24 protein-coding genes are annotated in these 24,955 nt (G+C 52.0%); 16 read left to right on the top strand and 8 right to left on the bottom strand.

The annotated features are described in order from the left end of the window. Nucleotide 1: 1 nt before the first annotated feature. On the bottom strand, nucleotides 2-919 hold the full coding sequence (locus IPJ88_12655) for an NAD(P)-binding domain-containing protein (GenBank protein ID QQR89060.1): 918 nt from the start codon (nucleotides 917-919) through the stop codon (nucleotides 2-4). Further along, nucleotides 916-1,317 (bottom strand): 4Fe-4S dicluster domain-containing protein, encoded by a 402-nt coding sequence (locus tag IPJ88_12650; protein QQR89059.1) that lies wholly within the window; start codon nucleotides 1,315-1,317, stop codon nucleotides 916-918. The genes IPJ88_12655 and IPJ88_12650 overlap by 4 nt, the downstream gene beginning before the upstream one ends. A 134-nt stretch (nucleotides 1,318-1,451) precedes the next feature. Here IPJ88_12650 and IPJ88_12645 point away from each other — a divergent pair, with 134 nt between their 5' ends. The 6 genes from IPJ88_12645 (at nucleotide 1,452) to IPJ88_12620 (ending at nucleotide 8,386) form a co-directional block, all read left to right on the top strand. Continuing rightward, nucleotides 1,452-2,285, top strand: coding sequence for a hypothetical protein (locus IPJ88_12645; protein QQR89058.1), 834 nt, complete (start codon nucleotides 1,452-1,454; stop codon nucleotides 2,283-2,285). Then, entirely contained in the window at nucleotides 2,285-4,099 is a 1,815-nt protein-coding gene (locus tag IPJ88_12640) for a hypothetical protein (GenBank protein QQR89057.1), read from the top strand. The genes IPJ88_12645 and IPJ88_12640 overlap by 1 nt, the downstream gene beginning before the upstream one ends. After that, nucleotides 4,096-5,010 carry a hypothetical protein gene (locus IPJ88_12635; GenBank protein QQR89056.1) on the top strand — a complete coding sequence of 305 codons (915 nt, stop codon included), beginning with the start codon at nucleotides 4,096-4,098 and terminating at the stop codon, nucleotides 5,008-5,010. Before IPJ88_12640 ends, IPJ88_12635 begins: the two co-directional genes overlap by 4 nt. After that, nucleotides 5,007-6,677 carry a hypothetical protein gene (locus IPJ88_12630; GenBank protein QQR89055.1) on the top strand — a complete coding sequence of 557 codons (1,671 nt, stop codon included), beginning with the start codon at nucleotides 5,007-5,009 and terminating at the stop codon, nucleotides 6,675-6,677. The genes IPJ88_12635 and IPJ88_12630 overlap by 4 nt, the downstream gene beginning before the upstream one ends. A gap of 76 nt (nucleotides 6,678-6,753) precedes the next feature. Beyond that, complete coding sequence (locus IPJ88_12625) at nucleotides 6,754-7,056, top strand: hypothetical protein (GenBank protein ID QQR89054.1); 303 nt, start codon at nucleotides 6,754-6,756, stop codon at nucleotides 7,054-7,056. Then, nucleotides 7,049-8,386, top strand: coding sequence for a hypothetical protein (locus IPJ88_12620; protein QQR89053.1), 1,338 nt, complete (start codon nucleotides 7,049-7,051; stop codon nucleotides 8,384-8,386). The genes IPJ88_12625 and IPJ88_12620 overlap by 8 nt, the downstream gene beginning before the upstream one ends. Before the next feature lie 12 nt (nucleotides 8,387-8,398). On the opposite strand, the gene IPJ88_12615 is transcribed toward IPJ88_12620, so the two are convergent. Beyond that, nucleotides 8,399-8,695, bottom strand: a complete 297-nt coding sequence (locus IPJ88_12615; GenBank protein QQR89052.1) for a hypothetical protein — start codon at nucleotides 8,693-8,695, stop codon at nucleotides 8,399-8,401. A 255-nt stretch (nucleotides 8,696-8,950) separates the two neighbouring features. Between IPJ88_12615 and IPJ88_12610 the strand changes: the two genes are divergently transcribed. The 4 genes from IPJ88_12610 (at nucleotide 8,951) to IPJ88_12595 (ending at nucleotide 14,491) form a co-directional block, all read left to right on the top strand. Further along, a complete protein-coding gene (locus tag IPJ88_12610) occupies nucleotides 8,951-9,880 on the top strand; it encodes an efflux RND transporter periplasmic adaptor subunit (protein ID QQR89051.1) in 930 nt (309 codons plus the stop codon). Next, nucleotides 9,877-13,050 carry an efflux RND transporter permease subunit gene (locus tag IPJ88_12605; GenBank protein ID QQR89050.1) on the top strand — a complete coding sequence of 1,058 codons (3,174 nt, stop codon included), beginning with the start codon at nucleotides 9,877-9,879 and terminating at the stop codon, nucleotides 13,048-13,050. Before IPJ88_12610 ends, IPJ88_12605 begins: the two co-directional genes overlap by 4 nt. 5 nt (nucleotides 13,051-13,055) lie before the next feature. Further along, nucleotides 13,056-13,733, top strand: coding sequence for a class I SAM-dependent methyltransferase (locus IPJ88_12600; GenBank protein QQR89049.1), 678 nt, complete (start codon nucleotides 13,056-13,058; stop codon nucleotides 13,731-13,733). Between the two features lie 215 nt (nucleotides 13,734-13,948). Then, on the top strand, nucleotides 13,949-14,491 hold the full coding sequence (locus tag IPJ88_12595) for a hypothetical protein (protein QQR89048.1): 543 nt from the start codon (nucleotides 13,949-13,951) through the stop codon (nucleotides 14,489-14,491). Here the strand turns inward: IPJ88_12595 and IPJ88_12590 are convergent. From IPJ88_12590 to IPJ88_12580, 3 genes are all read right to left on the bottom strand, one after another. Continuing rightward, nucleotides 14,469-14,930 (bottom strand): carboxypeptidase regulatory-like domain-containing protein, encoded by a 462-nt coding sequence (locus IPJ88_12590; GenBank protein QQR89047.1) that lies wholly within the window; start codon nucleotides 14,928-14,930, stop codon nucleotides 14,469-14,471. The genes IPJ88_12595 and IPJ88_12590 overlap by 23 nt on opposite strands. A gap of 102 nt (nucleotides 14,931-15,032) precedes the next feature. Then, nucleotides 15,033-15,425, bottom strand: a complete 393-nt coding sequence (locus IPJ88_12585) for a carboxypeptidase regulatory-like domain-containing protein (GenBank protein ID QQR89046.1) — start codon at nucleotides 15,423-15,425, stop codon at nucleotides 15,033-15,035. A gap of 369 nt (nucleotides 15,426-15,794) precedes the next feature. Then, nucleotides 15,795-16,634: a carboxypeptidase regulatory-like domain-containing protein gene (locus tag IPJ88_12580; GenBank protein QQR89045.1), complete on the bottom strand. Its 840-nt coding sequence runs from the start codon at nucleotides 16,632-16,634 to the stop codon at nucleotides 15,795-15,797. A 423-nt stretch (nucleotides 16,635-17,057) separates the two neighbouring features. Here IPJ88_12580 and IPJ88_12575 point away from each other — a divergent pair, with 423 nt between their 5' ends. Further along, entirely contained in the window at nucleotides 17,058-17,621 is a 564-nt protein-coding gene (locus IPJ88_12575) for an RluA family pseudouridine synthase (protein ID QQR92036.1), read from the top strand. A gap of 2 nt (nucleotides 17,622-17,623) precedes the next feature. Then, the gene (locus IPJ88_12570) at nucleotides 17,624-18,187 is read left to right on the top strand and encodes a hypothetical protein (GenBank protein QQR89044.1); all 564 of its coding nucleotides are present in this window, start codon (nucleotides 17,624-17,626) and stop codon (nucleotides 18,185-18,187) included. A gap of 23 nt (nucleotides 18,188-18,210) precedes the next feature. Here the strand turns inward: IPJ88_12570 and IPJ88_12565 are convergent, their stop codons facing one another. Both IPJ88_12565 and IPJ88_12560 read right to left on the bottom strand, forming a co-directional pair. After that, entirely contained in the window at nucleotides 18,211-18,885 is a 675-nt protein-coding gene (locus IPJ88_12565; protein QQR89043.1) for a hypothetical protein, read from the bottom strand. Between the two features lie 171 nt (nucleotides 18,886-19,056). Next, nucleotides 19,057-19,482 carry a protein kinase gene (locus IPJ88_12560; GenBank protein QQR89042.1) on the bottom strand — a complete coding sequence of 142 codons (426 nt, stop codon included), beginning with the start codon at nucleotides 19,480-19,482 and terminating at the stop codon, nucleotides 19,057-19,059. A gap of 183 nt (nucleotides 19,483-19,665) precedes the next feature. Between IPJ88_12560 and IPJ88_12555 the strand changes: the two genes are divergently transcribed. The 4 genes from IPJ88_12555 (at nucleotide 19,666) to IPJ88_12540 (ending at nucleotide 24,936) form a co-directional block, all read left to right on the top strand. After that, on the top strand, nucleotides 19,666-21,867 hold the full coding sequence (locus IPJ88_12555; protein QQR89041.1) for a serine protein kinase PrkA: 2,202 nt from the start codon (nucleotides 19,666-19,668) through the stop codon (nucleotides 21,865-21,867). A 21-nt stretch (nucleotides 21,868-21,888) separates the two neighbouring features. Further along, the gene (locus IPJ88_12550) at nucleotides 21,889-22,668 is read left to right on the top strand and encodes a pyridoxine 5'-phosphate synthase (GenBank protein QQR89040.1); all 780 of its coding nucleotides are present in this window, start codon (nucleotides 21,889-21,891) and stop codon (nucleotides 22,666-22,668) included. A 16-nt stretch (nucleotides 22,669-22,684) separates the two neighbouring features. Then, entirely contained in the window at nucleotides 22,685-24,193 is a 1,509-nt protein-coding gene (locus IPJ88_12545; GenBank protein QQR89039.1) for an NAD(P)H-hydrate dehydratase, read from the top strand. 170 nt (nucleotides 24,194-24,363) lie between these two features. Then, nucleotides 24,364-24,936, top strand: a complete 573-nt coding sequence (locus IPJ88_12540; GenBank protein ID QQR89038.1) for an RNA polymerase sigma factor — start codon at nucleotides 24,364-24,366, stop codon at nucleotides 24,934-24,936. Nucleotides 24,937-24,955 lie beyond the last annotated feature (19 nt).

The following is a 24,955-nucleotide window of genomic DNA, read 5'->3' as shown; positions in this document are numbered from 1 at the left end:
TTCATGCCTCACCATATTTGGTAATCAAATCGATGCCGAAAGTGGAAAGCAGGCTGGCCGGAGCGGTTCCTCCGATCTGGATAATCATGGCGTCATTCTCAATGCGAATGTTGCCTTTGTCACCACAATCAAGCGTAACCGTTGTTTCATCAATCTTCGTTACGTTACTAGGCATCAGGGCCACAACTTTGCCTTTGGCGATGGCTTCGGTAATCAACTTTTTATTTTCAGCACGGCATCGTCCAAAGGTACTCCGACGGTAGCTAATGGTAACGGACTTGCATTTGCCTTCATCGGCTAACGAAATAGCCGACTCAACGGCACTGTTTCCCCCACCCACGATCAGCACATGTTTTTGCTTAAACTCTTTGGGCTCAAGCAACCGGTAGTGAACCTTGTGCTGCTCTTCGCCTGCAACGCCTAGCTTTCGCGGTGAACCGCGTCTACCCAAAGCCAGCAGCACATTTGCTGCTGGCCAGGCCTGCGTCGAGCTTTTTACAAGCCACGTTCCATCCGAGCGCCGCTCCAGGCCCTCGACAAGCTCACCGGTCTGAACCGGTAGATTCGTACGCTGCCGGATGTCGTCCCAAAGCGAAAGAAGCTGCTCTTTGGACATCTTGCGTCGCTTTACTTTCCCGAACATAGGAATATCCAAGACCCCGGCCATAACAACTTTGGCGCGTGGGTAATGTGCAATGGTCCCGCCATAGGCTTCTTTTTCAAGCAAAACAACATTCGCGCCGCCTTCAATAAGCTTGAGTGTGGCGCTTATTCCTGCTGGTCCGGCACCCACAACTATCGCGTCGTATACGCCGGGCTTTGATGCTCTGCGATTTCCTTTCAAAATATGATCCGCCGCTTGAGAACCCTGACTGATGGCGTTTCGAATTAGCCCCATACCGCCGAGTTCACCAATCACGTAAACACCTGCTTGACTGGTTTGGAAGTGCGGATCGACCTTGGGCAGCTCAAGGCCTCTTTTTCAGTACCAAAAACTAGCTCGATCGCGTGAACAGGGCAGGCCGCAGCGCAAGCGCCATGTCCAATGCAGGCCAAAGGTCCGACCAAATTAGCCCGACCACCCACCATGCCAATCACGCCTTTTTCCGGGCAAGCCTTGATACACGCACCCGAACCAATACACAGATCGGGGTTGATTTTCGGATGAATACTCGGTGGAAGGACCTCTCCCAGCTCATGGGCAGCAGCAAGAGCCTTGCTGGATTTCTGCTCATGAAGACCCTCGAAAACACGCCACACCACATAGAGAAGTCCCGCAACCAGGATCAAGCCCGCATAGATCTGTATCGATTCCATAAAACGCATTGTAGTCGCAGCGAAAAAAAATGGCGAAAAACGTTTTGTAAGAACACTTAGAAGGCTATAGTTTCGGGCACATGCAGCACGACATGCCCGCCAGCTACTCCCGCGTCATTACCAGGCGACGCTCTATGACCGCAGGACTCTTCGCGATTGCACTAGGCTGTTTGGCCGCGGCTCTCTACTATTACGGCTGGAGTTTCTACTCGCTTCCTGTTCAAGAACGTGCATCTCATCCAAATTTCCGTTCGCTTTCCCCAGGTGGCTTAGTTGGTCATGGCTACGGCATCGCCGGCTTCGCCCTCATGCTAACCAATTTGCTCTACTTAGTACGTCGAAAATTTGCGGGATTGCAGCTAGGGCCACTTAAGACGTGGCTTAATATTCACGTGGTCACGGGTCTTACGGGAGCCTTACTTGTCCTCTTTCATTCGGCTTTTCAATCACGCAACCCCATAGCGACCATTACCTCAGTAAGCCTTGTCCTGCTCGTGTTAACAGGCATCATCGGACGGTATCTTTATTCTATCGCTCCCAAACCCGACCATCGACGCATTTCGGTCTATTGGGCAACGCTTGATAGCTATGTTCCAGGGCTCAGCGAAGAAGTGCAACGCGCGATTGGCGACAGACGCACAAACCCCTTACCCGCAAACGCCGGTTTGGTTCGCGCACTACTGCATATGCCCGCATTAATTACGGAGGGAGCACGCCGAAAACGTATTGTAAAAAAAATACCAGGTCGAACCGCTCATTTGGTATCAAAACCCGAAAGAAAGAATCTGCGAAAACTATGTCGCCGCTTTGCCTATACGATCAACGGAGACCTTCGCTCTGAAGCAGGCACCGCTGTATTGCGTGGCTGGCGCGGGCTGCATCGCTTCTTTGCCATCTTGATGATTCTGTCCGTCGCTATTCATATCGCAGTAGCTTGGTACTATGGCTACAGGTGGATTCTGTCCTAATGGCTCATCTCTTTTTTCGAGTCGCCCTCGTTGCGCTTATTGCTCTTCCGAGCGTGGCCCAGGCTCAGTTTTTCAATCCCGGAAAACTTTCAAAGTACCACAACGAACTCGACGGCGACTCTCAATGCAATCAATGCCACGCTTCGGGCAAACGTATATCATCGCGCGCTTGTCTTGACTGCCACGTGCAGCTTGGGCAACGCATCGCCAAGAGCGCGGGTCTCCATGGTCGAAAATACCGCGGAAAAGACTGTGGCAGTTGTCACGTCGAGCACTTAGGACGCTCCACCAAACTTATTCAGTGGCCTGGCGGCAACAGAAAGCGTTTTCAGCACAACGACGCCGGATGGAAACTTCGCGGAGCCCATGCGGATCTCGACTGCAGCAAGTGCCATAAGAAAAAGACGAAAGCAGGCAGCACAACTTATCTTGGTTTGAATACAACCTGCACGAGCTGCCATGAGGATCCTCACAAGAGCCGCTTTGGCTCGGACTGCACAAGTTGCCATAATGAACAAAAGTGGTCATCCGTCAAAGTCGAAAACTTCGATCACAGTCGTACTCGCTTTTCGTTACGCGGAAAACATCAAGACGTCGAATGCAAGGAATGCCACGGACAGCCGGCAAAATATCAAGGGCTTAAGTTTTCAGCCTGCAACGACTGCCACAGCGACCCCCACAAAGGACGTTTTCGGCAAAGTTGCACTTCATGCCACACCGAACAAGCTTGGTCTGACTTGCATCGGGTGCGAGCAAACCATCCCGGTGTTAGTATCAGAAACGGACACGCTTCCGTAAAATGCGCCGAGTGCCACGACCGAGGAAGTGACCGTGAACCAAGCAAAGGCAGCGCTTGCGTGTCATGCCATTCGCCGGTGCACGAAGCCAAGTTTGGACGAAATTGCAAAAAGTGCCATGCCTCCATTGAATGGCTTGGGCTGCCTGAGAAAACTGGCCTCGACGCTCACGGCCTTACAGTATTCCCGCTGGTTGGTGAGCACCGTTCTGTGTCGTGCAAGAACTGTCACAACCCTCGGTTGCCGACAGAAAAACGTTACCGTAAATTAAGCTACAAGCACTGCAACAATTGTCACGACGACCCCCACAAAAAGGCTTTCTACCGATGGGACAAAGGCCTGTGCGAAAGCTGTCACACCGAAAACGGTTTTGCTCCAAGCAACTTTGATGCTGGACTACACAAAAAGGCAGATTTCGCGCTTGATGGCATGCACGTGGCGGTGCCATGCAGCAATTGCCATGAAAGCAAACGGCCAAGGTACAGTTTTGTTCTGGCCAAACAGCAATGCATGGAGTGCCACGAAAACCCCCATGGGGACCAATTCGAAAAAGAGATGGCGGACGGCGGCTGCGCTCACTGCCACTCAACACAAGGCTGGCATCAGCCAAAAATTGACCACAGCATTTGGCCGCTTACGGGGGCCCATGCTCAGACAGCTTGCGTCCTATGCCATTCCCCCACCAAAGCGGATCAAAAATCTGGAAAAGGAGCAAGCTACCGAGGTGTTCCGCGCGATTGCACTGGATGCCACGAGGATATTCATGCAGGCCAGTTTAGACTCTCCGAGCCGCTAAGAGAGTGTGCTTTCTGTCACGATACTCAGGATTTCGTGATGAAGAATTTCGATCACAACAAAAAGACAAGGTACGCTATTACCGGCAAACACAAGGCTCTCAAATGCGACGCTTGTCATACCGAAAACAAGCTACGCAACGGTGAAGAAGTCATTTGGTATCGCCTTGGCTATGCCAAATGCGGCGACTGTCACGCCAACCCCCACAAGGCCCACGAATGACCCTCTCTAAGATGACATACAGCATGACGGTATTCGCGCTGGGCTTGGTGCTTGGTTTGGGAGTGATTCAAGGGAAGGGTAGCGCTGAGCCAACACCCTCAAAAAAGAAAGACAAAAAGAGTTCAGCAAGTTTTACTGAATCCGTTGCCTGCGACACATGCCATAGCACCTCAGGTTGGCGCATGAAGGGCGTTGCGTCCGGGCAAAGCGGCTTCGATCACGCAAAAACCGGCTTTCCTTTAACCGGGCGTCATAAAGTCGTTCCATGCTTAGGCTGTCATCAACCAGGAAAGCACATCAAACGTGATTGCAACAGCTGTCATCACGATAACCATGAAGGCCGACTGGGCCGCTTCTGCGATTCCTGCCATTCAGCCGTTAGTTTCAGTCAGGTTCGCGCTATCGAGGTACATCGACGCACAAGGCTGCCGCTAACCGGCATGCACGCACTGCTCGATTGCACACAATGCCATACCCGGACAACCGGGCGTGAGTTTAGCACTGTCCCAAGCGATTGTTTTTCTTGCCATGCGACAGAATATCGCAGCCCTGACACCCACCCGCTGCACTCTGGAACAAGCACGCAACAAGCGTTCCCGCGCAACTGCTCCCTTTGTCACCGCTCCATCGCCTGGAGCCCGGCCACGGTCGATCCCACAATCTTTTCTGGTAACGCAGCCATGTTATTATCTACCCAGGGTCATGACATACGCTTTGCCATCTCGTACGGAGCTCACCAAGGGAGTCCTTGTGAAAGCTGCCACCTCTCAGAAAATAACCGGAGACTTGTAAGTTGCACCAGTTGTCATGCACACAACACTCTGCGTTTGAAGCAACAACATCAAGGCAAGCTGCCCTCGCCTCAGGCGGCCAACTGCCTGCACTGCCATCCCGGAGGTATTGCCAGGTGAAGCCACTTAGCCTCAGTGCTTTGGCCTTAACGCTTGCCCTAGCGTCACCATCCTTGGCGCATGCCCGCAGAGCATGGGTTCGGGTGGAGGTGATCGATATCTCGGGGCAAACCGCTTATATAACGCCAGGCAGAGAAGCGGGTCTACGCGTAGGAAACCGGGTACGATTTCGCAACGCAACCTATCGCGTCACAGCAGTAACGTCATCAAGCGCTACATTGGCCCTTGAAAAAGATTCTCTCTCTTTAGGCGCTAAGGGACGCGTTCGTGTCCGAACAGTGAACGAAAAAACGGAAGGTCCTTTGCGCGCCACGCAAAAACTCGCAAACTATCGCGGTCAGTGGCCAGCGCCTGTCCGTCCCGCAACAACTCAAAGCCCACGCTACGTTCCGATTGATCAAGGTCTTGAAGAAAACAGCCGAATGAAACTACAGCTATCGACGTCCACAGGTGGAATCGTTCCGCTGTCGGGCGGCACAGGTGCTTACGGCAGGAGTGAAATCCGAGGAAAACTGCACGCTGAGCCGCTATCCTCCAGCCCAATGAGCATTGACACCGATGCGGCCCTGCAAATTTGGTACGGCAGAAATCTCGGCAACACATCCGGATCACGACCCTTGCTTCGGGTACGGCAACTCGAGATGGCTTATGGCAACCCATCCGCAACCTACGCCTCACTAGGACGCTTGCGTTATGCAGCCTCTACGCTGGGCATGCTCGATGGTGTACGCGTGCAAGCCGCTGCGACAAAAGGCTTCAACGTGGGAGCCTTTGGCGGATTTGTTCCCGATCCCATCGACGGAACGCCTGCTTTTGCAGCCTCTCGTTTTGGCGTCCAGGGCTCTTATCGCGACGATGAAAGCGACTTGCGACCCACGCTGGACATTGTTGGCCACGGCTCCATCTACGATGGCTCCATGGATGAACGAAGGCTTAGTACCTTTGCGGCTATTTATCCCGGATCAACTCGAATCAGTAGCAATCTGGAGCTGTCCGTCTTTGACAAAGACAATCCTTGGAATGCCTCTCAGTTTCAAATCTCCGCTGGAGGGATGGACATTGCAACGCGCATCGGCCCATGGCATGGCGGTGCTCGCTTTGACATGCGCCGCCCAGAACGATCACGCTGGCTCGCTTCTTTTCTGCCGGACAATTGGCTTTGCACCGACAATCCACAAAACACAACCACCACCATCGACTGCCTCAGCAACTCCGATGCGCGCTACACCGTAGGCGCAGACACAGGTCTTCTTTTTGATAAATGGGCCATTGACGCAGGAGGCAGTTACATCGCCCCCACGCAATACACAGACAGTGGCTACTTGGGCGGATTTTTCGCCTTGCGTGCACTCTCGCTTTTTCAGACAGGACGCGCGGATCTCTCATTGACCGCAAACACAAGCGATGTTTTCGATAGCTATGCACTGCGCGTTGGCCTGGGAAGCACTGCATTGCAAGGCGACATGGATATATCGGCGTACTACCGACCTGCGCTTTCGCAATACCACGCCGATTTTGATTCGTGGATAGAACAGGGCTTCGGTGGAGCGCTAAGCTGGGATATTGAGCCGACGCTTCGAGTGCAGCTCGGGGCTGACGCTATTTTCGGCCGTTACGTCGACGTGTTGTACGTCCAAAGCGCAGCGGTCTGGCGGCCTCAGCTCTAAACCAAGCTTTAGAAGCATCACCGCCTCGTTAAAATGCCTTGCCTTTAGCTAGGCTTTATGCCTTATGTTTTAAACCATGCCATGTTTTATTGGGTGCATCGCCCTGGCGGCTCCTCGAGTGGCCTTGTTTATTCTTTGGTTTTTGGGGCAACTACCTAATCCGAGCCCTTCAAAGCGGCCTATGGATTGTGCTGGGCTTTTTATTCCTTCCGCTTACAACGATCACTTTTGCCTATGCAAACAATTCGGTCGGCGCTGCAGGCTCGGTCAATCCTTTGGTTGGCTGCTAGTTGCTATCGCTTTGCTTTTGGATCTTGGTTTTATCGGAAGCGGCCACAGTAGCTTGTCGCGCTCCCGTAAATCCAAAAGCAATGATTAGCATTCGCTTTCCATGGCGACCGCTTGATGCGCATAGGACCAAGCGCGTCCTATGCTGCCTTGGCTTATTCGCGTTGCTCAGTTGCGCGTCAAGCCCGCAGTTTCAACAAAAAAAAGCAAGCCCACGGCACTGGATTTACCAAATCACACTCACCGACGACTTTAAAACCATAGAGGTCAACGCCCACAACGTCGCGATACCTACTGCTCGACTGTCTTACCAAGTGGCGCTTAATTCACATGGCTTTGATTTCCCTTTTTTTGAGAATTTCCAGAAGCGAAGTCTTTTACTGCCCACCTCGCTTTGGCTAAAAGCACCGGCAAGCAAAAACATCGACCTCGCTGAGCTTCACTTTGTCCTTCCAAAAAATACTCAGATTTCAGTGCCCTGGCCTAAAGGCTCACGGGGCTACATGGTGCAGAAGGATGCCTTTCTCTTTGAAAGCTACGCGCTGTTTGGTGAATTCGAGAAAAAAACCTTCAGCAGCAACGATGCAACTTTTAGCATTGCACGCTTACACGGCTTGGAGAAAATCGACTGGCAAAACATTGAAGCATGGTTGACGTCAAGTGCACGCGCCGTGGCATCGTTGTTCGGTGAGTTTCCCCGAAAACACGTCCAAGTCCTTTTGGTGTCTTCGGGCTGGTCAAGAGACACGGTTCAGTTGGGCCTAGCAGGGCGCGGAGGAAATGCTTCCGTGCTCTTTTTCCTTGCGAAAAATGCGACACCGGACGCGCTTAGGAAAGACTGGGTTGCAACACACGAACTCAGTCACTTTGTAACACCCTATGTTAAGCGCTCCGACATGTGGATCAGCGAAGGCATCGCGACATATTATCAAGAAGTTCTACGGCTACGCGCTGGCTTACAAAGCCCTGAGCAAGCGTGGTCAAACCTGTATCTCGGCATGCGTGCGGGTCAAAATGGGGGAACAGGCAGAACGTTGCGAGAAGAATCCAAAGAGACACGCCGCACACGCGCATACCGACGGGTCTATTGGGCAGGAGCAGCAATGGCAATGACTGTTGACATCATGTCACGGATGTCGAGCGACAATCACAAAAGCCTCGATTCTGCGCTTCAGGAACTCTACAAGTGTTGCGGCACAAGCAAACGTGCATGGTCTGCGGAGCAAATGGCATCCCGTATGGATCATGTTTTCGGCCAGTCCTTTTGGGGAAGGATGACCGCTCGCTACCTTGATTCCGTTGATTTTCCAGAGGTAAACTCGTGGTTTCGGTTGATGGGCATCAATCGCAAGGGCAAAGCAATGGAATTTGATGACAACGCACCTTTAGCTTTTGTCCGAAAAGCCATCGAACAGCCCTGAGTAGCCTCAACCTTAACGACAATGCGTCTTACGCTGTCTCAGCACAACACAGCTTCGTTTAGCTTGCGAGCAACGCGTGGTAGCATCGTCGTCATCAACGGAAGAAGCAATGTCACATAGCGCATTGGCAGCTCGACACGCCTTTTCGCTATCACATCGATTGCGAGCTTCAGCTACAATCGCTTCTTGTTCTTGAATCTGTCTAAAGCTATCGTTTTTATTAACGCTCGAAGCACAAGCCGCGACATCCTGGGCCAAGCCAATCGCTAGGATGATGCGTATGTAAAAAGCGTCGAAAATAGGGCGCATGATCTTCCGGCTCCGAGCTTGCCTTGGTTAAAGAAAAAAAGTATTAAAAAACACTTAAATCTTAATTGTATCATGTTTCATGTATATAAACATGACCCTTTTGGCAAAACTAGCTTTTTGCTTTTCCTAGGAGTATCCAGCCGAGCATGAACACCCTCCTGCGTCTCATTTGCCTGTGCCTTGCGCTCTGTGCATGCAACTCAGCCAACGAAAAAGACAAAACAAAAAAATGAGATACGTAGCTCAGCAACCTCTTTGGAACTGCGTTTACCTGGCGAAGTGGAGGGGGCCCGCGAAGCACTTTTAGCGGCACCCCTTGGAGGGTTTATTGAAGCCGTCAACTGCCACAAAGGGGACAAAGTAAAGCAGGGGACGCCTTTAGTTCGCGTCGATAGCTCAACCTACTACGCTGACCTTGCCCGCGTGCAAGCTGAACACAATCAAGCCGAAGCCGATTTAACACGCTCAAAGCAACTAAAGGACACGATTCCGAGAGCCGAGCTTGAAGCTGCCGAGACGCGTTATCTCGCCGTCGAAGCAAGTCTCAAGAGCGCACAAATTCGTGCGACTCGATCGGTACTTCGCGCTCCGTTTTCCGGGACAATCGCCGATATCGACGTTGAACGAGGCGAGGTGGCTTCTCCTGGCGCGCCGCTTGTACGTCTTGTTCAGCTTGACCCAGTTAAGGTGACGCTTTCTGTGCCTGACCGTGACGTGGTTGCGCTTAAGCAAGGCCTTGCCGTGGAAGTCACAAGCGGTGCAAGCGGACAAGTATTTCAAGGACAAATCGCACACATTAGTCCGGCAGCGGACCCCAAAACCCGCGCCTTTGAAGTCGATGTAAGCGTAGCGAACAAGGAACGTCACTTGCTGCCAGGTATGATTGCCAACGTTCTTGTCAAAGACTCTGTTACGCAGCAAGGCATTGTATTGCCTCAAGGGATTGTCGTTACCCGGCTCAAAGAAAACGGCGTTTTTGTTATCGAAGGGCGAAAAGCACATTGGCGCACTCTTAAGCTAGGCCGCGTGATCGGGGATCAAATCGTCGTAGACGAGGGCTTAAAAGAAGGCGAGGTCATCGCAACCACCGGACAGCGCAATTTGGTAAGAGGGCGACGAATTGTCATCGCACGCAAAGGGAAGTGTTGCCAAGCTGGACGAATTTTCTTTGAGGAAAGCAAGTGATAGCAGGACTGATCAAGCGCAGGGCCACAGTTCTTCTTGTCGTCATATGCGTGGCCGTTTTTGGATGGAAGGCTTACGTCTCACTGCCTCGCGAAGCTGCTCCGGATGTCGAAATCCCGTTCGTGATGGTAACAACAGCCTACATCGGCGTTTCACCTGAAGACATCGAAACACTAGTTACTCAACCTATTGAAAATGAAATTGCGGGCCTAAAAGACCTTAAAAAGCTTTCATCCACATCGGCCGAAGGGGCAAGCATTATCAGTCTCGAATTCGAGCCTGAAGTCATCATTGAAGATGCCCTGCAACGGGTCCGTGATCGTGTTGATCGCGCCAAGCCAAAACTCCCCGAAGATATCGAAGATCCGGAGATTCGCGAAGTCTCTTTTAGCGACTGGCCCATCGTGATTATCACCATTGCTGGCGATGTCGATGAAGTTCAACTCAAAAACATCGCCGAAGATTTTCAAGACGATGCGAAACGCATCTCTGGCGTACTTGATGCAACGCTGAGTGGAGGACGCGAACGCGAGATACGCGTCCAGATTGACCCCGTTCGCTTGGCTCACTACGGACTTTCACTAAACGATGTCATCGGAGCGATCTCGGATGAAAACGTCAATATTCCGGGAGGAAACGTTACCGCGGGCGACTCGAGTGTTCTTCTGCGCGTGCCGGGTGATGTTGAAGACCCATCCGAACTCGAAGACGTTGCCATTAAACGAGTCGGAGACCGCGCTGTCTTTGTGCGCGACGTTGGTCGCGTTCTTGATGATTTCGAGGATCGCGAGAGCTACGCACGCATGAACGGCCAAACCGCCGTTTCGATTGGAATCACAAAGCGTTCTGGTGCCAACATTTTGGAGCTTGTTAATAAAATTAAAGTGCTCGCCAAGAAGCATTCAAAACGCTGGCCCAAAGGAGTCTCTTACCGTGCACTGGCAGATCAGTCACGTAACATTGAAGACATGGTCGCCGACTTAGAAAACGGCATCATCACCGCATTGCTTCTCGTCGTACTCGTGTTGTTCTTCTTCATGGGAGTGCGCAACAGTTTTCTCGTGGCGCTAGCGATTCCGCTATCCATGCTAATGGGCATTCTTTTGATTTGGGCTTTTGGCATGACCTTAAACATGGTCGTTCTGTTTTCGCTCATTCTAGTGCTTGGCATGTTGGTTGATAACGCCATTGTTTTAGTTGAAAACATTTACCGTCATCTTGAGCTTGGCAAAAGTCGCTTTGATGCAGCTGTTATTGGCACGCAAGAAGTCGCTGTTGCGGTCGCTGCCTCTACGGCAACCACCGTAGCGGCCTTTTTCCCACTCGTGTTTTGGCAGGGAATCATGGGACAGTTTATGGGCTTTTTACCCAAAACGGTCATCATCGTCCTAATCAGCTCGCTTGCCGTTGCAATTGGTGTTCTGCCGGTAGTGGCTGCTCGGTACATGCGTCGAACAAGCAGTGAGAAAAGCGTTGAAAACAAGAAACCCAGCCGTACATTGCAGCTATACAAAAACGCGTTGCTCTGGTCGATCGAGCATCGATGGCTCTCTACGCTGTGCGGCACTGCTCTTCTGATAGTGACCTTTGTTATTTACGGCATATTCAATCACGGGACCGAGTTTTTTCCCGAAACCGAACCAAACCGCGCAACCATATCCATCCGTGCTCCAGACGGTACCGACGTCGAGGCAACCGACCGGCTCGTGCGGCAAGTCGAAGAAATACTGGCTGAAGAAGAGAACGTTGAGATCTTTGTCGCCGAAACAGGAGTGAGCGGCGGCGGTGACCCGCTGGCAGGAGCTCAGGCTGTGCCATACGAGGCGAAAATCACGCTGGATTTCTTACCTGACGCCACCACGGCTCGCAAAGGTCAACATATCCGAGTCGAAAACACAGGGCTAACCATCGAACGACTTCGAAATAAGATTTCGATGATCACAGGCGCTGAAATTAAAATTGAAAAAGAGCGGGAAGGGCCGCCGGTTGGTAAACCTGTCGTTGTAGAAGTAAGTGGTGAGGATTTTCACGAGCTCGGAGAGTTTGCCGCAAAATTCCGCCGGACCATGCAAAACATTCCGGGAGTCACTGACATTACCGACGACTATCGAGTGGGCCGACCCGAAATGCGGCTCCGCATTGATCGTGGTGCTGCCAAAGAAGTTGGCGCAAGCACCAACGCCATCGCTTCGACCGTCCGCACAGCCGTTGCCGGAACAAAAGCCAGCGTCTTTCGAGACGGCGAAGATGAATACGACATCATGGTTGAAGTAACACCAGAGCACCGACGAGATTTACAGAGCGTTTTGGGACTACGCATCCCCGGGCGTGAAGACAAGAGCCCTGAAACCTTCCCCGTACCGCTCTCGGCCGTCGCATCCTACACCTTAGCAGGAGGAAGCGGCGCAATACGGCACGTTGACCAAAAACGTGTCGTTACCATCTCGGCCGATGTTGCTGAAGGTTACAACGAAAACGCAGTTCGCGCGGCGGTCCAAAACGCCATGAACAAAGCCAAGACACCATCGAAGCTCAGTCTACGTCTTGGCGGCGCTGACGACGAGCAACGCGAGTCTCAGGAGTTCCTTGCAACGGCCTTTTTGGTAGCCCTATTTTTAATCTTACTCGTATTGGTGAGTCAGTTTAATCGTTTTGACTTACCGTTGATTATTCTCTTTACAGTGGTCCTCTCGCTCATCGGCGTGCTTTGGGGCCTGCTTCTTACCGGAACACCTTTTGGCGTAATCATGACCGGGCTGGGCGTTATTTCCTTAGCCGGTGTTGTCGTAAACAACGCAATCGTATTACTGGAATACGTTCAGCAGCTTCAAGATGAAGGCATGGAGGTCAAAGAGTCGTTGCTCGAAGCTGGCTTGATTCGTTTTCGACCCGTCATGCTAACTGCAGCAACGACCATCCTCGGTCTGGTTCCGATGGCGCTAGGCATTTCGTTCGATTTCCGGGCTTTTCGTTTGATTGTGGGCTCGAGCACCTCACAGTGGTGGGGACCCATGGCCGTTGCCGTCATCTTTGGCTTAGCTTTTGCCACCATACTCACCTTGGTCATGGTGCCCACTTTGTACTGCCTCTTCGAGGATTTTAGGGCTTTTCGAATCAAATGGGCGGCAAAGCTTTTTAAAAACCGTAGTTTACAAGGCAAGACCACGTAGTCTAGATGCCCGACGATTCCGACAATGACCATGCCTCAGCATTGAGTGCGCCGCAACCGGTCGTGGGTTACAAAGCAAACGAGGTTTACGACGATGCATTTTTCTCACAATACGGAAAAAGCAACCCGGAGTATCGTCAGGCTTGTCTCGTTATCGCAAAGACTCTTCTAGACCTTTTAAAGCCTCGCAAGGTCGTGGACTTTGGTTGCGGAGCAGGCTTACACCTTGAACCATTCATGGAAAGCAAAGTCGAAGTCTTAGGGATCGATGTCGCGCCGGCTTGCATCAGTCATCAGCCGGGCAATCTTCCCTTTCTTTTAGCCGACCTACGATTGCCCTTTTCCCTGACCAGCCCCTTCACGGAATTCGATCTCGCCTTGTGTGTGGACGTTCTTGAGCACATCGAAGAAGAGCACGCGCAGGTTGCACTTAATACCATCACACGCGGAGCTAAAACCTGCATCTTATCCTGTGCTCCACCAGGGCAGGGCGGTCATTTTCACGTCAACGAACAGCCTCGGCGCTACTGGGTGGATCGTATGAAAGGTATGGGTTGGCAATACGATCGAAAAAGCACTGGCCAGTTGGAGCGCTATTTTCTGGGCCATCGAAAGCAACTGCCTTGGAGCTGGATGTACCACAACCTATGTATCTACAAGCGAGCTGATACGGACAAAGTTTAGAAACAGTTCCGGCTATGATATCCTTATGTCATGGGTCTTCGTCGCGTCTGGCAGCTCGTTTTGCTAATAGCCGTATGCTCAACCTCCGCGCTAGCAGATGCGCAATTCATAGAAGGAAGTCCTATCGCCGTTGAAGGCGCAATCGGCACTAGCGCGCCTTTTCTAGTTGGCGTCAAGGGTACGTTGCATCTGCCCATTGGTTTCTTTTTGCGGAGATGGAAGCGGGATGGCTTCCTAAGACATATGCCGTGCTTGCAAACGACATCGCGCAACAACTGAACGCTTATGGGCAAGCCACTGCAACGCTGATTTCAGCAGCGCTCACCGATGCTTTTACCTGGCGAGCTACTTTTGGGTGGCGCCCCTTCGATCCTATCGGGTTGGAGTTTTTCGGCGGCTATACACTTACTGCATTTGGCGGAAACGCCGTTGCGGGCTCCTTGATTAGCGAAGCCACCGGCCAGAACCTTCCTGCGCAATACCAAAACCAAGACGTCGCGCTTCGCTCGGATTTGCACAGCTTCCATGTGGGCTTAGGATATCGTCAGCGCATCGGCGACTTTTCTTTGCAAATCGCCTTGGCCTATTTGCAGTCCTTCGCTTCGACATCAAGCATTGATCTTTCAGCGCCTGATGCACGAGATCAGGCCGTGATTGATGCAGCCAGCACCGCCTTGGATAGTTATCTTGGTGATTTTTATTCACGCTATTTCAAACTGCCAGTATTGAGTGTGTTTATCGGCTATTATTTTCTGTAACCGGCATCGCTTTATCAAAACGAATCAAGATGTCTGGGGTATTTTCTCCTTCGAAAATCCGGTGAGGGCGCCTACTCTGTCCATCACCCAAAACCGGATGCGTTGCATAGAAAAGATATCGCCCCGGACGTAGCCCTTGGACACTGAAAACTCCGCTCGAATCACTGTGTACATCCGTCGTCTTGGCGACGGCACCATCGAGATAGGCAATAAGGGCCCCGGGAACTGGCCGACCATAACGGTCGCTGACTTGCCCGCTCACGCTGCCAGCAGACTTAAGAGTAATATCACCTAAATCGATTTCGCTCGGAGCATGCCTGCGAACTTTCATGTCAAGCATGCGATGTTCAGTAACATAGCCAGGCGCAGATATACGAATGTCGTATTCCCCTTCAGCGAGACGCGGCAAGGCGAAACTTCCATTTTTTTGACTACGCACACGACTCTCATTGGCGCTGGCGATAGCTTTAGCAACCACCGTCGCGTTATTTATTGCTTGCCCGGTATAGTAGTTGCTCAGCTTTCCGTAGGCCGTTCCCCCTTAACGAAGGTCAATGACCAACTCTCCATCACCTGGCCTGACGCCAGACAGGGCGACTTGTGCAAACTCCGAATGATCAACCCTAACAAAAAAGGGTGGATCACCCAGACCTCGCAATTCAAAACGACCATCGGTCTCGCTCACCGTTTTTCGTTCTGATCCGCTGCGACCCTTAACGGTAACTTGCGCACCGGATACGCCATACAGGCCCCGCTCCATGACACGTCCTCGCAAACTGTTTGAAGAATCTGCCAGCGTAAACAACAGCTCCTGGACCTGCCCGGACTGCACAACAACATCTTGTTCGGCGAGCAAATCGGTCCCAGAAAACACCTTGACCAGCACATTGCCTAACAAACGCAACGGCCTTAAACTCTCGTTCCGATTTGTCATGATGTGCCTGGAGAAAAGCTCCCGTTCCGCAATCACGGATGCGCAGCCTAAAAACGCCCTGCGATGCAGCATCCAGTACTTTGCCCGCAAGCTCACCGCCCTTGGGCATGTGAAGCAGAATGTTTTTTTTATCGACGCCTGCAACTACCTCCAGACTCTCGCTAATGCCGAGAGCGTAGTCAGCATGACGGCCAACAATCGTCACATGGCCCGGCGGGACACCAATCAGCGAAAACGCCCCGTTCTTATCGCTTGAAAAAGAAGTGCTTTTGGCAACTGTGTTGTGCTTTGGAGCACTGTTTGAGTTAAGGATTGGAAGCTTCGGAATACGAGGCACACTGCCATAAGTCACGCCAAGGTCTCCTGCAGCTAGCACCGGGGCGGGGCCTGTTGCTGCTGATTAAACAAAGAAAGACGGAACTGTTCTGTTTCTTCGGACATGAAAATGGGCACCTCGTCTTGCCCGTCGCCATGAACTTCCAATTGCACGCCATCGATGGGACGACCTTCTTCGTCCACTACCTTTCCTGAAAGAGTCGCCGCCCGCGTTAGCTCAATGGTGATTTGCCCTTTGCCTGGATGATGGGAAATACCCAGCGCAGGAATGTAACCCTGTGCTCTTACGGAAACGCGTTGATCAACAGGACGCAAAGCAAGAAACAAGAAAGCTCCCTTACCATCACTTTGCGATACTTTCGGCAAGAGGCTGACGCCATACTCACTGAGCAGCAGTTCTGCGCCTTCAATCGGGCATCTTGTTTGTGCATCAATCACAACACCTGCAAGCTGCAACCCTTGCTCCATTTTGAAAGACACCGTCTTTCTATCCTTTGCTTCAACGACGATGCCCTGAATGGGCTCTGAAACCCAATGGCCCACCGTCGCGTTGAGTTCATACACGCCAGCCGGAACACCGGAAAAAGAAAAGCGCCCCTCAACATTGCTAGTTACGCTTCTCGGTGGCCACACGCCACTGCCTGCGATGCTCACAGACACGCCCTCAAACGCTCGACCATCATCAAACAGCGTGCTTCCTTCAATCACCGAATCACCCTTCAGCGGTGGAAGTTCTTCCTCTGCGCCATCGTCCATATCGTGCGATGCTTCGTTTTCATTGCTATCAGCAACCCGCGGCGGCAGTGAATTTGCAGGACCCAGCAATAATGCTAGGAACGCGATAACCAAAAGGCGTTTTGAAAAAGGCGCCATGAAGGGATGGTAGCGAGCTTTGCCCTTGTTGAAACCCCCACCCGGCTGTCCGGAGGACTCAATCGTACTTCAATTCCCTGTCGCACATGAATTTGCTGGCTTACGCTTAGATCGTTTCATTCAACTTAGGATCCCGCGCTTGTCCCGAACACGCGCCAACGCGATTGTTCGCGCCTGCGCTTACCGTTCCGATGGCCGCAAGCGCCGGCCCGGCGACTTGGTCGTTGGGGGAGAAACGGTCCTTCTTGTACGCACGCGTTTCCGAGAACCTGAAACCCCAACCAATTACCAGATCATCTATGAAGACGATGTGTTGAGCGTCGTTAATAAACCAGCCGGCTTACCGGTCCACCCCACGGCAACGTACCATCGCAATACCCTGAGCTTTCTTCAAAACGAGACTATGAACATGGGGTTCCGCGTATCTCCCACCGTCTTGATCGTGAAACAAGTGGCGTGCTGGTGTGTGCACGCGACTTGCCAACAGAAAGAGCGCTCAAAGCTCAGTTCGAGGGACGGCGTGTGCAAAAAGAGTACCTCGCCATCGTCCGCGGATGTGTCTTTGAAGATCAAGGAACTATCTCACTGCCCATGCGACATGCCGAGCAAGGTCTTCACTTGCTTATGGAAACTTGCAACGAAGGGCAGGGGGCACAGGCCGAAACTCACTTTGATGTCCTCGAACGAAAAAAAGACAAAAGTTTACTTCGTCTGCGTCCTCACACAGGCAGACAACATCAACTGCGCGTTCATCTTTCCGCTAAAGGACATCCGATTATCGGCGACAAGCTCTATGGACCGGAGGGCATCAGCCCTTTTTTCGACTACATTGACGAGGGCATGACGGATACGCTTAGAGAGAGGCTAGGACACGAACGCCATGCATTGCACGCTCACCGTTTGTGGATCGAGCATCCCGGCACTGGACAAAATGTCGAGTTTGTCGCTCCAATGCCCCAAGATCTGTTATCCTTGTGGGAAAGGTAACTGTGTTTGTCCGCAACGTCTCGGCATTATTATTGTACGCTGTCTTGCTCGGATTCTGCGCAAGCGGTCCCGAGATAAGAGCAAGCTCTGTGTTTTCAGAGCAAGACGCTCTGTCCTTTGACGGCGGAGTGGATTGGGTTGCAGACCCAACACTGCTCGAAGGAGAATGGTATGAGCAGTGGTACAAAGAACTCAAAGAGCGCGTAAGCGCTGCCGATCTCATTGTAAAGGTTACCATTCGCGTCATTCGCTCCGACACTGATCTTGACGGCAACCAACCCTTTCACCTCTACGCAAGCCCATCAACAACCTACAAAGGCCAATGGTCGAATGGGGACCTTTATTTTTCATCGGATCCAACACTGCGCGGCTACAACTCGATTCGTTCCGGAAAAGACAATGTCCTAAAAAAGGAATTCATTGCTTTTGTTAAATGGCAAAACTCAGACAACCGGACCGTGGCCCGATTTCATCTTTCTCAAAGCAGTGCAAAACTGCTCGCTACCGTCGAAGAAATAACCAGCAAAACAAACGACGAGCGAAACCAACCCACGCGTTTATTTTAAACGAAGAGACGATTCAGCAGCTGCTACTGGGTATCTTCGTCACGTTGCTCGGAAACCTCGGTTGGTTCTCCAGGCAAATCGTGCTCGGCCGTCTCATCGATCTCATCCCGTTTTGGCGCGGCAAGCTCTCGCGCAGTCGGCACAGCACTTGGTCTGTCCGGATGATCCGAACTTACGATTGCGGTATTAACTTGATGCAGTCCCACATTCGGATTGGTTTTGTCAGCACGGGATGAAGAATGCGTAGGCGAAGGATTAAAGCTAGAAAAAGGAGCGTTGGGGCCTAGCGCATCGGCAATGAGGTTTGTGCCGAAACCACCATCATCCGACTCACCTACCGCAAACTCTTCCATGGCGCGCAGTTCGAGATTTATCTCTTTCGCCCAAAGCTTACGCTGCGCATCGGCCAACTTAGTTCGCGTGTAGTGCGGATTATAGTTCCGAAGAAAATCCAAAAGTGCATCACGAAATTCAATCGCCGTTTGATAACGTCCGGAACGTGAGCGAAACATGGATTTCTCTACGATCCTTGCTAATTTTAACGGAATCTTCGGATTGATCGCCTGGCAAAGCACAGGAGCCGCTTCTCGAACTGCGTAAATCAAATCCATTTCATTGTCTGCCTGAAAAGCTGGCTTTCCACACACAAGTTCATAAAGCACGCTGCCCGCGCTAAAAATATCGCTCCGCGCATCCAAAGCTTGCCCAAAAGGTTTGCTCCGGTGACATGTAACGAACTTTGCCCTTAATCACGCCTGTCTTGGTGCGAATGCGACTGTTGCGCGCCTTTGCGATACCGAAGTCAAATGTATCTCGACCATCATAGGAAATCAAAATGTTCGAGGGACTGAAATCGCGATGCACTATGGCTAGGGGCTCGCCGTGAGGTCACGAGCAGTGTGCGCGTGATGCAAACCGTCCAACGACCGAGCAATGATGTAAACCGCATTATCAAAATCAAGAATCGCTTGCTGATCGTGCAGACGGTCAATGGTCGAGCGTAGGTCTTTGCCGTCCACATACTCCATGGCAATCAGCAAACTTCCTTCAACGTCAGCCAACTCGAAGACCTCGGCAATGTTGGGATGTCTCAAAAAGCTTACCAGCTTAAATTCGTCGGTAAGCATGTCAAGAAACTGAGGGTCTTCGAGGTAATGGGGCAGCACCTTTTTAATAGCGACGTCACGACGAAAGCCCTCGTCATCGTAGGTAAAGGCACGAAAAATCTCGGCCATTCCCCCGAACGCGATGCGATTCATCACTTGGTAACGGCCAAGCTGTTGCGTGCGCTGCATAGCTCCTTAAGTTTAGCTGGAAAGCTTGCGAAGGTATAGCAAAATCTAGCTTTTCAGAAGCATTCACGGAGCTTCTTCGAGGGGGTCACGATGTAGGGCCTTATCGCCCCCGCAGCGCGAGTGCATCGCGCTAGTTTGCCTGCCTATTTTTCTAAGTGCTAGACTCTAGGAATGCGAGACCGCATGTCCCAGATAGCGGATAGAATTCGCGAGCAGTATTCGGCTGAACGACGGGTCCTGTCCTTCGACGACTTTTTGGGCTTGTTTCAAAGCGACCCCTGGGCGTACAGCCGTGATGCATCGCGCTACCTTAAGGACTGTTTCGAGTACTTTGGCCAGTATCCTGTAAAGCAACCCTGGGGCACCGTGCAACGTTTCGCTCTTTTTGACGACTTGAACGATCCTGCTGAAAAACCGGATCGTCGGGCTCGCCTTGTGGGCAACGAAGACGCGCAGAACGCTTTTTACCGTGTCCTTTGCAACTTCTCTCGAGAAGGATGCGCAAATCGTTTACTCCTGTTTCACGGTCCCAACGGCAGTGCCAAAAGCACATTTGCCGATTGCGTAATGCAAGGACTGGAAAAGTATTCACGGGAGGACGCTGGAGCTCTGTATACTTTTTCTTGGATCTTCCCACGTGGACAAGACGGCAAGACCATTGGTTTTGGATCCAAAGACGCGCTTGCACAAAACGCGCAGACCTTTGCCCACCTTGAGGATGACGCGATAGCAGTTAAGCTGCGCAGCGAGCTCCGAGAAAGCCCGCTTTTGTTGTTGCCTAAAAACGAACGTCAAAAGCTCATCAATCAAGTTTATAAAGAGCACGACATCGAAGACAATGCACCTCAATGGATCCGCGATGGCGAGTTAAGTCACAAAAACCAACAAGTCTATCAGGCCTTGTTGACGAGCTACCAGGGTGATTTAGGACGCGTTCTTGCACACGTTCGTGTCGAGCGTTATCAAATATCACGGCGTTATCGGATTGGGGCGGTAACCATCGGGCCACAAATGTCTGTCGATGCACGCGAGCGACAAATCACTGCGGACCAAAGCGTTGCATCGCTCCCAGCTTCCCTTAGCGCTACAAATCTTTTTGAGACTTTCGGCGACCTTGTCGATGCTTCAGGCGGATTACTCGAATACAGCGACTTACTAAAACGACCACTCGAAGCATGGAAGTATCTGCTGCTCGCCATCGAGGAAGGCGAAGTGCCTCTGTCGATGTCCAATCTTACAATTAACAGTGTGTTTGTCGCGAGCTCAAACGAACTTCACCTGGCAGCTTTCCGCGAGCATCCCGAATACAATTCCTTCCGCGTCCGTCTTGAACCGATTCGTATGCCATATCTGCTCGACTACACGCTGGAAGAACGTATTTATGAATCGCAAATATTGCCGCATCTTAGTTGCAACGTTGCGCCGCACGCCGTGCGGCTCGCAGCCATTTGGTCCGTGCTTACCCGCCTGCGCCGAGCGCAAGAATCCCGCTACGCTGATCCAAAGCTCGGCAAGGTGGCTGCAACACTTAGTCCCATGGAAAAAGCTGATCTTTATGCAAAGGGACACATCCCTGAGCGTTTATCTCAAGCTGAAAGCGGCACGCTGAAATCTGGCCTGGCGGATATACGAGCAGAATCGAGCTCGTTGGTGCCTTACGAAGGCTTGTCAGGCGCCTCGCCAAGAGAACTGCGCACACTTTTGCTCGATGCGGCGCAGGATGCTCGCTACGATCATCTATCGCCCCTTGCTGTACTCGATCAAATCGAGCGTCTCTGCATCCGTGGTGACCATGTCTTTTTGAAAGAAACGGCGGAAAACGGCTATCAAGACCACCGAGGCTTTATCAGCCAGGTGAAAAAGCGATGGCTCGAATACGTTGAAGATGAGATGCGAAGCTGTTCGGGCTTGGTTGAAGAGAAACAATACGCGGAGATGTTTGATCGCTACATCACACATGTATCCTATTCGCTAAAAAACGAGCGCGTATTTAACAAGCGTACCGGCAGTTATGAAGAGCCCGACGAAGCACTTATGAACGAGGTCGAAAAGACACTCGATGTGAGCGACGATAAAACTAAGTTTCGCAAAGCACTCATTAGCTCGGTAGGCGCCCATGCACTCGATAACCCTGGAGCGCAAGTCGACTACGCACGTCTTTTCCCAGAGCACATCAAAAAACTCCGACAAGCGTTTTTCACGCAACGCCAAGTGCAAATGCGTGAGATCGCCCAGGACATATTGGCTCTGCTATCCTCACAGGACTCCGCCATCGATCAGGATCGACGCCTTCTCGCTCAAAATGCCATTGAGGCTCTAAAGACCCGCTTTCTCTATACGGACAGCTCTTTGCGAGTGGCTCTCGCTGAACTGGTATCCCAGTAGCCGTCAGTATATATTGGGGCCGTGACTGTCCGACTGCAAGTAAACGTCGATCACGTGGCCACTCTCCGTCAGGCCCGAGGCGAACTTTATCCAGACCCCTTACGTGCCGCTATCCTTTGCGAACGTGCTGGGGCCGACGGAATCACCATCCATTTGCGGGAAGACCGGCGACACATTCAGGACCATGATCTTAGGCACATTCGAAAGGGCATACAAACCCGCTTGAATCTAGAAATGGCCGCCACCGACGAAATGCTGAGCATCGCTCTACAAAACAAGCCCGATTGCGTTACCTTGGTGCCCGAAAAGCGACAAGAACGCACCACCGAAGGCGGACTTGATGTTGTGGCAAATCCAGAGCTGATACGCCGTTTTTGCACAACACTTCAGGAATCAAACATAGCTGTCAGTCTATTTATCGGCCCGGACATCGAGCAGGTCGAAGCTTCGATTGAAGTCGGCGCTTCTGCAATCGAGCTACATACCGGTGAGCTTGCTCACGCCCGCGAAGCGGTAAGCCTAAAACAGCAGATGATGCGGCTTCAAATTGCTGCAGCACACGCAAGCAACCAGAATGAAAAGCTTAGTGTTGCAGCCGGACACGGCCTCACACTGGATAACGTTCAGGATCTCGTCCGTGAAGTTCCTGAATTATCGGAGCTCAATATCGGTCACGCATTGATCAGCGAATCACTTTTTTGCGGCCTTGAACAATGTGTGGGCGCCTATCGCCGAGTTATTCAGGCGGGAGTTAAGGCGCGTTCGAAAGTCGCAGCAGACATCCGCAGAACACGAGGTTGACCCTGGAGCACGACGCATGATTCCTCTTTTCACTGCTGAACAAGCCCGCGCTATTGACCGTCACGCTGTGCATGGGCTGGGTATCCCCGGTATACTTTTGATGGAAAACGCTGGCGTAAGAGCAGCGAACTGCATTTTGGAGAGCTTTGCCGACAAACTTTCTTCGGTTCTGGTCGTGTGTGGCCCGGGTCAAAACGGTGGAGACGGTTTTGTCGTCGCAAGGCAGCTCGACGCGCTCGGTATCTCCGTAAACGCAATACTGATTGGCGAAAAAAGCTCACTTACCGGCGATGCAAAGCTCAATGCCGAAGCTTGGGAACGCAGCGCTGGATCCCTTTCACTCGGTCTTGATGAACTACGTGACAGCCTTCCGACTTCAACACTTGTCGTTGATGCGTTATTTGGCACTGGCCTTAGCCGTGAGCTCGCTGGCGATTTCCGTAAAGCCGTAGAACTTATCAATCAACGTGGGCTGCCGGTCGTTTCCATGGATGTTCCGAGCGGCATCGATTCCAACACGGGACAAATCCTTGGCGCTGCCATCCAAGCTGCGCTGACGGTGACTTTTGGTGTACGCAAGTTGGGTCTGTACCAGTTTCCGGGGCGCGGCTATGCTGGCGATATCCGCTGCGAGTCGATTGGTGTGCCAGCGCCAGTCGCATCAGACAACAAGCTTATCGAGGCCACGGATCTACCACGCTGGCTTCATCCAAGAGCGCTGAACTCGCATAAAGGCACGGCCGGCCATCTCTTGATTATCGGAGGAAGCAAAGGCAAAAGTGGCGCCGCACTATTGGCTGCAAAAGGTGCAATGCATAGCGGAGCAGGGCTCGTCACCATTGCCACCGACGCTCACACACAGACGGTCATTGACGGCCGCTACCCTGAGTTCATGTCTGAAGCGCTCGTCTTTTCGGAACATTCACTGACCGATCAATTGACAACACTATGCCAAAACAAGGACGCTTTGGTGATTGGGCCTGGCATGGGTCTTGAGCAGGCAAAAGCCTTAGGCCAAGACATCTATCTTAGCATTCCCTTGCCCACTGTGCTCGATGCTGACGCTCTCAATTTCTGGCAAAGTGGCGCCGAACGACTAAGCGAAGCCAAAGCTGTGCGAATTCTTACGCCGCATCCTGCAGAAGCTGCACGCTTGCTAAGAACGCATACCGAACGCGTGCAAAGCAATCGCATCGCGGCAGCGAAAACACTGAGCGAACGTTGCGGCAGCACCGTAGTACTTAAAGGAGCATGCACGGTAATTGCAGCCACCGATGGCCGCGTTCGCATCGTGGATGGCAGCTTCCCAGCCATGGCCACCGCGGGAAGCGGCGATGTGCTAAGCGGCATTATCGCTGCACAACTCAACGATAACACCGACCCGTTTGATGCAGCCAGCGCCGGTGTTTTATTGCATTTGCTTGGGGCCAAACTCGCCGGCACGGGCGATAGGGGACTGCTAGCCAGCCAGATTGCTGAAGCCGTTCCCAGGGTCATCGAACGCTCACTTTCAACCACCGTGTAGTCTCAACAAAACACCTTTCCCTAGACATGACTCCGCAACAAGTGCAAGCTTTAATTGCATTGAGTGACATTTTTGTCACTTTGCGCTCCATCCCTTTCCCTGTAGATGTTGGAATTATTGATCTTCTAACAGAAGCCGGGCTGGAGCACTTCTTGCATTGATATTAAGCAATGACGCCTGTCGTAAACACCGCACCTACATCAAAGCAGCATACCGTCTGCTTTGAATCGGTCTTTACGCTCTACCAAGAGGAGCTCTTACGTGCTGGACGGCGTCTGTCTGGGAGCGACGCCGATGCCGACGACCTTGTTCAGGAAACCGCATTGCGCGCCATGCAAAGCTGGCCTCAGTTTGATCATCAACAGGGAAACAGCCGAGCTTGGATGCACCGCATCTTGAAGAACGTTTTCATCGACCAATGCCGCAAAACAAAGCGAGAAGCGCAGGGCATCCAGCGACTGAGCCAGCAAGCAGACATCGAATCCGAGGAACTATCCCTGAGCTCGGAGCTTGCCACAACGTGGTCTGATAAAGTCGAATCCGCTCTTGATAAGCTATCGCCCGAGAGCTCAACGATTGTACTTAAAATCCTCGTTAATGAGAGCAGCTACCAAGAAACTTCCCAGGATCTTAAGGTTCCGATTGGTACCGTCATGTCTCGTTTGCACCGGGCCAAACATCAATTGCGCGATGAGCTTAAAAGCTACGCCATTCAAGAAGGCTACTTGCAGGTTGCGGCATAGTCGATCTGAAAACGAGCTT

The organism is Myxococcales bacterium, assembly GCA_016699535.1.
In the GTDB taxonomy this organism is placed as follows: Bacteria; Myxococcota_A; Polyangia; order Polyangiales.
This window is presented reverse-complemented; position numbering and strand designations above follow the sequence as displayed.

What these genes read in the sequence shown, in the direction of transcription:
- IPJ88_12650 (QQR89059.1), bottom strand. Translation starts at nt 1,317, where the DNA reads ATGGAATCGATACAGATCTATGCGGGCTTGATCCTGGTTGCGGGACTT.
- IPJ88_12645 (QQR89058.1), top strand. Translation starts at nt 1,452, where the DNA reads ATGACCGCAGGACTCTTCGCGATTGCACTAGGCTGTTTGGCCGCGGCT.
- IPJ88_12640 (QQR89057.1), top strand. Translation starts at nt 2,285, where the DNA reads ATGGCTCATCTCTTTTTTCGAGTCGCCCTCGTTGCGCTTATTGCTCTT.
- IPJ88_12635 (QQR89056.1), top strand. Translation starts at nt 4,096, where the DNA reads ATGACCCTCTCTAAGATGACATACAGCATGACGGTATTCGCGCTGGGC.
- IPJ88_12625 (QQR89054.1), top strand. Translation starts at nt 6,754, where the DNA reads ATGCCATGTTTTATTGGGTGCATCGCCCTGGCGGCTCCTCGAGTGGCC.
- IPJ88_12620 (QQR89053.1), top strand. Translation starts at nt 7,049, where the DNA reads ATGATTAGCATTCGCTTTCCATGGCGACCGCTTGATGCGCATAGGACC.
- IPJ88_12615 (QQR89052.1), bottom strand. Translation starts at nt 8,695, where the DNA reads ATGCGCCCTATTTTCGACGCTTTTTACATACGCATCATCCTAGCGATT.
- IPJ88_12600 (QQR89049.1), top strand. Translation starts at nt 13,056, where the DNA reads ATGCCCGACGATTCCGACAATGACCATGCCTCAGCATTGAGTGCGCCG.
- IPJ88_12595 (QQR89048.1), top strand. Translation starts at nt 13,949, where the DNA reads ATGGAAGCGGGATGGCTTCCTAAGACATATGCCGTGCTTGCAAACGAC.
- IPJ88_12585 (QQR89046.1), bottom strand. Translation starts at nt 15,425, where the DNA reads ATGACAAATCGGAACGAGAGTTTAAGGCCGTTGCGTTTGTTAGGCAAT.
- IPJ88_12580 (QQR89045.1), bottom strand. Translation starts at nt 16,634, where the DNA reads ATGGCGCCTTTTTCAAAACGCCTTTTGGTTATCGCGTTCCTAGCATTA.
- IPJ88_12560 (QQR89042.1), bottom strand. Translation starts at nt 19,482, where the DNA reads ATGCAGCGCACGCAACAGCTTGGCCGTTACCAAGTGATGAATCGCATC.
- IPJ88_12555 (QQR89041.1), top strand. Translation starts at nt 19,666, where the DNA reads ATGTCCCAGATAGCGGATAGAATTCGCGAGCAGTATTCGGCTGAACGA.
- IPJ88_12545 (QQR89039.1), top strand. Translation starts at nt 22,685, where the DNA reads ATGATTCCTCTTTTCACTGCTGAACAAGCCCGCGCTATTGACCGTCAC.
- IPJ88_12540 (QQR89038.1), top strand. Translation starts at nt 24,364, where the DNA reads ATGACGCCTGTCGTAAACACCGCACCTACATCAAAGCAGCATACCGTC.